Annotated in this window: 6 protein-coding genes; all 6 read left to right on the forward strand. The window is 46.7% G+C overall.

Going from position 1 to position 7,106, the window contains the following annotated elements; translation table 11 throughout:
* Positions 1-11 precede the first annotated feature (11 nt).
* Genes murG through RE317_RS18165 form a run of 6 tightly spaced genes read left to right on the forward strand, consistent with a single transcriptional unit; the run spans position 12 to position 6,561 of the window.
* Positions 12-1,142, forward strand: coding sequence for an undecaprenyldiphospho-muramoylpentapeptide beta-N-acetylglucosaminyltransferase (murG, locus tag RE317_RS18140; RefSeq protein WP_008668482.1), 1,131 nt, complete (start codon positions 12-14; stop codon positions 1,140-1,142).
* Positions 1,132-2,508, forward strand: coding sequence for a UDP-N-acetylmuramate--L-alanine ligase (murC, locus tag RE317_RS18145; RefSeq protein WP_008668485.1), 1,377 nt, complete (start codon positions 1,132-1,134; stop codon positions 2,506-2,508). The genes murG and murC overlap by 11 nt, the downstream gene beginning before the upstream one ends.
* Positions 2,505-3,242 carry a cell division protein FtsQ/DivIB gene (locus RE317_RS18150; protein WP_005845306.1) on the forward strand — a complete coding sequence of 246 codons (738 nt, stop codon included), beginning with the start codon at positions 2,505-2,507 and terminating at the stop codon, positions 3,240-3,242. Before murC ends, RE317_RS18150 begins: the two co-directional genes overlap by 4 nt.
* A 3-nt stretch (positions 3,243-3,245) precedes the next feature.
* On the forward strand, positions 3,246-4,748 hold the full coding sequence (ftsA, locus tag RE317_RS18155; protein WP_005845303.1) for a cell division protein FtsA: 1,503 nt from the start codon (positions 3,246-3,248) through the stop codon (positions 4,746-4,748).
* 37 nt (positions 4,749-4,785) lie between these two features.
* Complete coding sequence (gene ftsZ, locus RE317_RS18160; RefSeq protein WP_005845300.1) at positions 4,786-6,090, forward strand: cell division protein FtsZ; 1,305 nt, start codon at positions 4,786-4,788, stop codon at positions 6,088-6,090.
* 21 nt (positions 6,091-6,111) lie between these two features.
* Complete coding sequence (locus RE317_RS18165; protein ID WP_005845298.1) at positions 6,112-6,561, forward strand: GatB/YqeY domain-containing protein; 450 nt, start codon at positions 6,112-6,114, stop codon at positions 6,559-6,561.
* Positions 6,562-7,106: the final 545 nt, after the last annotated feature.

Genomic DNA, 7,106 nt, shown 5'->3' on the forward strand with positions numbered 1-7,106 from the left:
AAAAAGGAATTATGGAAGAAAATTTAAGAATCATCATCAGCGGAGGAGGAACCGGGGGACACATTTTCCCCGCAGTCTCTATTGCCAACGCCATCAAGGAACAACATCCCGAAGCGGAAATCCTGTTCGTAGGCGCTGAAGGCAGAATGGAGATGCAACGCGTTCCTGCTGCCGGATACCCTATAAAAGGATTACCTGTTGCCGGATTCGACCGTAAGAACTTATTGAAAAATGTTTCGGTTCTTTTCAAATTGGTCAAAAGCCAGCTATTGGCACGCAAAATCATCAAGGATTTCAAGCCACATGCAGCAGTAGGTGTAGGCGGATATGCCAGCGGTCCTACTTTGAAAATGGCCGGGATGATGGGTATTCCGACACTGATACAAGAGCAGAACTCTTATGCCGGAGTAACCAACAAACTATTGGCAAAGAAAGCCTGCAAAATATGCGTGGCATACGACGGCATGGAACGTTTCTTTGAAAAAGACAAGATTATCCTGACCGGAAACCCTGTCCGCCAAGGACTGCGCAACCATCACATCAGCCGTGAAGAGGCTATCCGCTCCTTCGGGCTGGACCCATCCAAGAAAACAATCCTGATTGTAGGAGGAAGCTTGGGAGCACGCACCATCAACAACTGCGTGATGGAAGGTTTGGACAAGATTAAAGCATCCGGCGCGCAGTTTATCTGGCAAACCGGGAAAATATATATCGGCGAAGCACGTGCCGCAGTAGCCCAGGTCGGTGAGTTACCAATGCTCCACGTAACCGATTTTATCAGCGATATGGCCGCCGCATACAGTGCTGCCGATTTAATAATCAGCCGTGCCGGAGCAGGTTCCATCTCCGAGTTCTGTTTGTTGCAGAAACCCGTCATTCTGGTTCCGTCGCCTAATGTGGCCGAAGATCATCAGACCAAGAACGCACTGGCGCTGGTCAATAAAAACGCAGCACTCTATATCAAGGACGCCGCTGCCAAAGAAGCTCTGCTGGACAAAGCGGTTGAAACCGTGAAACAGCCGGAAACATTGAAAAGTTTAAGTACAAATATTGCTAAATTAGCCTTTACCGACTCAGCCAACGTTATTGCCCGGGAGGTATTCAAACTGGCTGATAAATACAGAAAAGAAAATGGACGTTAACACATTAAAATCAGTTTATTTCATCGGTGCCGGAGGTATCGGCATGAGCGCATTGGTACGCTACTTCCTGTCAAAAGGCAAGAAGGTAGGCGGATATGACCGTACGCCCAGTGAACTGACAGAAAAGCTGATAGAAGAAGGAGCAGCCATCCATTACGAAGAAAGCACGGAACTGATAACGGATGCATTCCGCGACCCGGCAACTACATTGGTTGTCTATACTCCGGCTGTCCCCGATACACATAAAGAGTTTACCTATTTCCGGGAAAACGGTTTCGAGATACATAAACGTTCGCAGGTATTGGGAATGCTTACCCATGCAGGAAAAGGACTTTGTGTAGCCGGCACTCACGGTAAGACCACCACTTCTACCATGACAGCCCATCTGTTACACCAATCCCATGTAGGATGCAACGCCTTTTTGGGAGGCATCTCAAAGAATTACGGCACCAACCTGCTGTTGTCTGACAGCAGTGAATACATGGTTATTGAAGCCGACGAGTTCGACCGTTCTTTCCATTGGCTCTCGCCCTACATATCGGTGATCACCGCAACCGATCCCGACCATCTGGATATCTACGGAACCAAAGAGGCTTATCTGGAAAGCTTCCGCAAATACACCTCACTCATCCAGCCGGGAGGTGCATTGATTATACGTAAAGGCATCGAGCTGCAACCGGCTTTGCAGAATGGTGTGAAACTGTACACCTATTCCCAAGAAGAGGGTGACTTTCATGCAGAGAATATCCGTATTGGGAACGGTGAGATTTTCTTTGATTACGTATCACCCTTGGGAAATATCCCCAATATACAGTTGGGTGTCCCCGTCAGCATCAACATTGAGAACGGGGTAGCCGCCATGGCTTTGGCGCAGATGAGCGGATTGACTGATGAAGAAATAAAGAGAGGTATGGCAAGTTTCCGCGGAGTAGACCGTCGTTTCGATTTCAAGATAAAGAACGACAAGGTGGTTTTCCTGAGCGACTATGCGCACCATCCTTCCGAGATAAAACAAAGCATACTCTCCATGCGTGCCCTCTATCGGGACAAGAAGCTGACGGCTGTTTTCCAGCCGCACCTCTACACACGTACCCGTGATTTCTACAAAGATTTCGCCGACAGCCTTTCCTTGTTGGACGAAGTCATCCTGGTAGATATCTATCCGGCACGCGAGCAACCCATCCCCGGCGTCACCAGCAAACTGATTTACGACCATCTGCGTCCGGGCATCGAGAAGAGCATGTGCAAGAAAGAAGAAATTCTAGACGTACTGAGCAAGAAAGATATAGAAGTATTAATCACCCTGGGTGCGGGCGACATAGATAACTATGTACCCCAAATCTGCGGATTACTGAATAAAAAATGATAAAGAAAATTCTCATACTCCTGTTTCTGTTGCTGATAACCGCCTACCTTATTGTAGCCGTTACCGCTTTCAACACCAAGCCTGCCGACCAGGTTTGCAAGGGTATGGAATTGATTATCAAGGACAGTATAGACCATGGTTTTATCAGCCAGAAAGGGATACTCCGCTTACTGAACGGTAAGAAGCTCTCCCCTGTGGGTAAGAAGATGGGCGACATCAACACCCGCCTGCTGGAAGAAGAACTCAGCCAACATCCCTTGATTGAAAATGTGGAATGTTACCGTACACCGGGATGCAAGATAGGTATCGAAGTGACACAGCGCCTCCCCATCCTCAGAGTGATGGCAAACAACGGAGACAACTATTATATTGACAATAAAGGAAAAATCATGCCGATACCCAACAGTTCGGCACACGTAGCTGTTGTTACAGGATACGTGGATCGTGATTTTGCCGTCAAGGAACTATATACCTTAGGAGTCTTTCTACAGGCCCATCCGCTATGGGATGCCCAGATAGAGCAGATCAACGTGACACAAGCCAAAGAACTGGAACTGGTTCCACGGGTTGGCGAACATATCATATTCTTAGGCAAGCCCGGGAATTATGAGGAAAAGTTCGAGAAACTAAAAACTTTTTATGAGAAAGGACTGAACCAAGTAGGCTGGAACAAGTACAGCCGCATCAGTCTGGAATTTAATAATCAGATTATTTGTACTAAAAAAGAGAAGTAAGATATGGCAGCAACAGATTTTATAGTAGCAATAGAACTGGGATCCTCCAAGATCACAGGTATTGCAGGAAAGAAACATGCGGACGGAAGCATACAAGTGCTGGCCCTCGCCAGCGAAAACTCTTCGGATTTTATCCGTAAGGGAGTGATTTACAATCTGGACAAAACCGCACAAAGCCTTACTTCGATTATCAAGAAACTGGAATCGACATTAAAGGCTTCTATCGGAAAGGTCTATGTAGGTATCGGAGGACAATCTCTACGCACCATCCGTAATACGGAGGTACGTCATCTGGAAGAAGAAACCAAAATTTCACAGGAACTGATTGACTCCATCATGGACAGCAACCGCGAAGTCCCCATCATAGACCAGGAAATACTGGAAGTGGCCCCCCAGGAATATAAAGTAGGCATCAACCTGCTGGCCGATCCTGTAGGAGTTCCCAGCGATCATATAGAAGGGCGTTTCCTTAATATCATCGCCCGCAGCAGCGTGAAGCAGAACATTGACAAATGTTTCAAACAGGCAGGAATCGAAATAGCCGACTATATCATCTCACCGTTGGCTCTGGCCAATGCCGTACTGACCAACAGTGAAAAACGCTCGGGCTGCATGTTCATCGACTTTGGCGCAGATACGACTACCGTATCTGTCTACAAAAACAACATACTCCGCCATTTGGCAGTCATCCCACTGGGAGGAAGCAACATCACCAAAGACATTTGCAGCCAGCAGATTGAAGAGGAAGATGCCGAAGAACTGAAAAAGAAATACGGCAATGCCTATGCCGACAAGTCGGAAGACGGAGATGACAACCCTACCTACTCGCTGGACGGGAAATGCAGTATTGAGTCACACTTACTGGAAGACATCGTAGAAGCGCGTGTCAATGAGATACTGGCCAATGTATGGAACCAGATTGTTCTTTCGGGATATGAAGACAAACTGCTGGCAGGAGCTATCATTACCGGCGGTGCCGCCAATCTAAAGAATATGGAGGAAGCATTCAGCAACCGTACCAAAGTAGAAAAGGTAAGAATGGCCAAAGAAAGCCAGCTAAGCCTGAAAGGTGGCATGATGGAACTGAAAAAAGATGGTACATGCAATACAATCATCGCTTTGCTAGGAGCCGGGAAAGAGAACTGTTACCGCCCGGAACGTCCTATCCAAGTACCTCTCTTCGATGAAAGCGGCGAGAATGTGGAAGACAAAAGGAAAAGAGAGAAAGAAGAAGCAGCCAGAATAGCAGCGGCAGCCAAGAAAGCAGAGGAAGAGGAGAAGCTGCGAAAAGCCACTTGCGAGAGCCTGATAAGAAACGCAAAAGAGCTGAAAGAGGCAGGCAAATACAAAAATGCCTTGTCGCAACTGGCCAAAGCACGCGATCTGGGAGTGGCAGAAGCTTTGAACCAAATACGCGACCTGGAAAAAGAAATCAAGAGTTTGAAAGAAGCCAACAATCCGATCAAACGGCTGACCGACTTGTTTGGAAGGATTCTGGAAGAATAATAACGAATTACATCACCTTAATATAATATAGAAGATTATGTCTGATGAAACTATAATGCCATTCGATTTCCCGGCAGAAAACCCGACTATCATTAAAGTAATCGGTGTGGGAGGTGGCGGCGGCAATGCCGTAAATCACATGTATAAAGAAGGTATACACGATGTAACATTTGTTGTGTGCAACACAGATAACCAGGCGTTGGCCGAATCCCCCGTTCCCGTGAAGTTGCAACTGGGAAAAGAAGGATTAGGAGCCGGAAACCGCCCGGAGCGTGCACGTGAAGCAGCCGAAGAAAGTATAGAAGACGTAAAAGGAATGTTGAACGACGGCTGTAAAATGGTATTTATCACTGCCGGAATGGGAGGAGGTACCGGAACCGGTGCGGCTCCGATCATTGCCAAGACAGCCAAAGATATGGATATCCTCACCGTAGGTATTGTCACCATTCCGTTCCTTTTTGAAGGAAACCGGAAGATTGACCAGGCGCTGGACGGCGTGGAGAAAATGAGCCAGCATGTAGATGCCCTGCTGGTGATCAACAATGAACGTCTGCGTGATATTTATTCGGACTTCAGCGTGATGAACGCTTTCGGCAAAGCGGATGACACTTTATCCATAGCAGCCAAGAGTATTGCCGAGATTATCACTATCCGCGGTACCATCAACCTGGACTTCAATGACGTGAAAACAGTACTAAAAGATGGTGGGGTAGCCATTATGAGTACGGGATACGGCAAAGGGGAAAGCCGCGTGAGCCAGGCTATCAATGATGCGCTCCATTCCCCGCTGCTGAACAACAACGATATCTTCAACTCGAAGAAGATCCTGTTCAACATCTCTTTCAGCACCAAGAGCGAGTTGATGATGGAAGAGATGAATGAGGTTCATGACTTCATGAGCAAATTCGGCAAAGACGTGGAAACCAAATGGGGGCTCTATATCGACGAGTCGCTGGAAGAACAGGTGAAGTTCACCGTACTTGCCACCGGCTTCGGCATCAAGGATGTACCGGGCATGGACAACATGATGAACAAACGCACCATCGAGGAACAAAAGAAACTGGAAGAACTGGAAGAAGAGGAACAGCGCAAGGATGAACGTCGTGGAGATTACTACGGCAAAGACACCTTCAAGAACAGCAACAAGAAGAAACGCCATAACATTTACATCTTCAGCCTGGAGGATCTGGACAATGATGACATTATCAGTATGGTGGAAACGACCCCTACTTTCCAACGTACCAAAACTGTGTTGGAAAGTATCCAGTCTAAAGCAATAGCCGAAGAAGAGGAAACATTCAATAACGATGCCGAAAACGGCGGAATAACGATCACATTTTAACAACTAAAATAGAAAAGAACCATGGATTTATTTGACGTAATCAGCAACGATATCAAAGAGGCTATGAAAGCCAAGGACAAAGTGAAACTGGAAACTTTGCGTAATGTGAAAAAATTCTTCCTTGAAGCAAAGACAGCACCGGGCGCCAACGACACTTTGACGGATGACGCTGCATTGAAAATCATGCAGAAACTGGTAAAACAAGGGAAAGATTCAGCCGCCATTTACCAAGGTCAGGGCCGCGCAGACTTGGCTGAAGCCGAACTGGCCCAAGTGGCAGTGCTTGAAGCCTATCTGCCCAAACAAATGAGTAACGAAGAACTGGAAGCCGCTTTGAAAGAAATAATTGCAGAAGTGGGTGCCGCCGGTCCTCAGGATATGGGTAAAGTCATGGGTGTCGCCACCAAAAAGTTGGCAGGCAAAGCCGAAGGACGTGCCATCTCGGCTAAAGTGAAAGAATTACTGGGATAATACTCCGGCAATCCATATTCGAGAAACGAAACTTCTGCCCGATTCATCTTTACGGGCAGAAGTTTCGTTTTTTATAAAATCAGTAAGAAGCAAACGTATGCAGTACCCTATCCAGTTTCCCGTTTATCATTCTCACTTCACCAATACCCTGGAATTCAAAGTATCCTTCAGTGTGTTCAGCCACAATAAAAATCTGATATACAGCGCATAAGGCTGACAGTAGTTCCTTCAGTGCGCTGTCAGCACCTTCAGCCGCCGCAACACCCGCACCGGACCGATGTCCTTGACCATCATGCTAAAGGACAAGAATGAGTCATACAATATCGTGGTCAAAAGATTGCACCTGCTTTCCATCTTAACTTTCAAGACAGGAAGAATACTCATTTGCTTCCTAGACTAATTCATCGTTTCACTTTAGTGATGAAGTTGTTTCACTAGGATGATGAAACTTCATCACTAGAGTGCTAAGTAAGCATTCGGCCTCGTGCGTGTTTCTCTCCAAGTTATAATAAAGTCAAAAGCCAGACGAAGCATGTCTGGCTTTT

Source organism: Phocaeicola sp. GP0067, assembly GCF_031119655.1.
Classification (GTDB): domain Bacteria; phylum Bacteroidota; class Bacteroidia; order Bacteroidales; family Bacteroidaceae; genus Phocaeicola; species Phocaeicola vulgatus.

Coding starts and splice junctions, on each gene's coding strand:
- murG (WP_008668482.1), top strand. CDS start 12: ATGGAAGAAAATTTAAGAATCATCATCAGCGGAGGAGGAACCGGGGGA.
- murC (WP_008668485.1), top strand. CDS start 1,132: ATGGACGTTAACACATTAAAATCAGTTTATTTCATCGGTGCCGGAGGT.
- RE317_RS18150 (WP_005845306.1), top strand. CDS start 2,505: ATGATAAAGAAAATTCTCATACTCCTGTTTCTGTTGCTGATAACCGCC.
- ftsA (WP_005845303.1), top strand. CDS start 3,246: ATGGCAGCAACAGATTTTATAGTAGCAATAGAACTGGGATCCTCCAAG.
- ftsZ (WP_005845300.1), top strand. CDS start 4,786: ATGTCTGATGAAACTATAATGCCATTCGATTTCCCGGCAGAAAACCCG.
- RE317_RS18165 (WP_005845298.1), top strand. CDS start 6,112: ATGGATTTATTTGACGTAATCAGCAACGATATCAAAGAGGCTATGAAA.